Source organism: Kitasatospora sp. NPDC097643, from assembly GCF_040302625.1.
Classification (GTDB): domain Bacteria; phylum Actinomycetota; class Actinomycetes; order Streptomycetales; family Streptomycetaceae; genus Kitasatospora.
The window spans coordinates 1-1,650 of record NZ_JBEOSA010000167.1 but is presented as its reverse complement, the minus strand read 5'-3'; the positions used below and the strand labels follow the sequence as shown (position 1 = coordinate 1,650).

2 protein-coding genes and 1 pseudogene are annotated in these 1,650 nt (G+C 73.5%); all 3 read left to right on the top strand.

Translation table 11 applies throughout. The annotated features are described in order from the left end of the window. A pseudogene (locus ABTY15_RS39625) lies at positions 1–114 on the top strand (short-chain dehydrogenase); the annotation flags it as partial. Then, positions 111–1,109, top strand: a complete 999-nt coding sequence (locus ABTY15_RS39620; protein ID WP_350607648.1) for an aldo/keto reductase — start codon at positions 111–113, stop codon at positions 1,107–1,109. The pseudogene ABTY15_RS39625 and the gene ABTY15_RS39620, both read left to right, overlap by 4 nt. Beyond that, positions 1,109–1,650: (Fe-S)-binding protein (locus ABTY15_RS39615; protein WP_350607644.1), on the top strand; the 542-nt coding region annotated here is incomplete at its 3' end. The genes ABTY15_RS39620 and ABTY15_RS39615, both read left to right, overlap by 1 nt.

Below are 1,650 nucleotides of genomic sequence, written 5' to 3'. Positions count from 1 at the left end.
GCCGCCGCCATCGCCTACCTCGCCTCCCCGGCCGCCGGAAGCACCACCGGCACCGTCCTCCAGGTCGACGGCGGCATGGCGAACCTGCGCCTGCGGTCGGAGCCGAAGCAGTGAGCCCGGCCGGCCGGCCGCTGGGGCCGGGCACGGTGACGGTCAGCGAGCTCGCCTTCGGCGCGGCGGGCATCGGCAACCTGTTCACACCGGTGACGGACGAGCAGGCGCGGGAAGCCGTCGACGCCGCCTGGGACTCGGGCGTGCGGTACTTCGACACCGCTCCGCACTACGGTCTGGGCCTGTCCGAGCGGCGGCTCGGACAGGCCCTGCGGGACCGCCCCAGGGGCGAGTACACGATCTCCACCAAGGTCGGCCGGCTGCTGCGCCCGACCCCAGGCCGGCCCGGCGACGACCTCGCCGACGGCTTCGCCGTGCCCGCCACCCACGAACGGGTCTGGGACTTCAGCGCCGCGGGCGTGCGCCGCTCGATCGAGGACAGCCTGGAACGGCTCGGCCTGGACCGGATCGACATCGCCTACCTCCACGACCCCGACCACCACGCCGACCAGGCCCTCACCGAGGCCTACCCGGAACTGGAACGACTGCGCGCCGAGGGCCTGCTCGGCGCGATCGGCGTCGGGATGAACCAGGCCGAGCTGCCCGCCCGGTTCGTCCGTGAGACCGACCTCGACACCGTCCTGCTGGCCGGCCGCTACAGCCTGCTCGACCAGGGCGGCCTCACCGAACTGCTGCCGCTCGCCGCCGAACACGGCGTCGGCGTCGTCATCGGCGGGGTCTTCAACTCCGGCCTGCTCGCCGACCCGAAGCCCGGCGCCACCTTCGACTACGCCGCCGCGCCCGAGGACGTGCTCAGCCGCGCCCTGCGGCTCAAGGAGGTGTGCGAGCGGCACGGCGTCCCGCTGCGTGCCGCCGCGCTCCGCTTCCCGTTCGGGCACCCCGCCGTGACCAGCGTCCTGGTCGGCACCCGCAACGCCACCGAGGTCCGGGACGCCGCCGCCATGCTCCGTCGCCACGTCCCGGACGCGCTCTGGGCGGAGCTCAAGGAACGCGAGCTGCTCCCGTCGGGCGTCCCCACCCCGAAGGAGGAGCGCTGATGCGCGTCGCGCTGTTCATCACCTGCTTCAACGACACCATGTTCCCCGGGACCGGCCGCGCCGTGGTGACCGTCCTGGAGCGGCTCGGGCACACGGTCGAGTTCCCGCAGGAGCAGACCTGTTGCGGGCAGATGCACGTCAACACCGGCTACCGTACGGACGCCGTCCCGCTGATGGCCCGGTTCACGCGCACCTTCGCCGACTACGACGCGGTCGTCACACCGTCCGCGTCCTGCGCCGGGCTGGTCCGGGAACACCACCCCGCGCTCGCCGAGGAGTACAGCCCCCCGCAGCTGCGCCGGCAGGTCGCCGAACTGGGCCCCCGGGTGTACGAGTTCACCGAGTTCCTGACCGACGTCCTGGGCGTCACCGACGTCGGCGCCCGCTTCCCGCACAAGGTCGCCTACCACCCCACCTGCCACTCCCTGCGGGGACTGCGGCTGGGGGACCGCCCGGAGCGGCTGCTGCGGGCGGTGAAGGACCTCGACCTGGTCGAGCTCCCGGGCGCCGATTCGTGCTGCGGTTTCGGCGGCACCTTCTC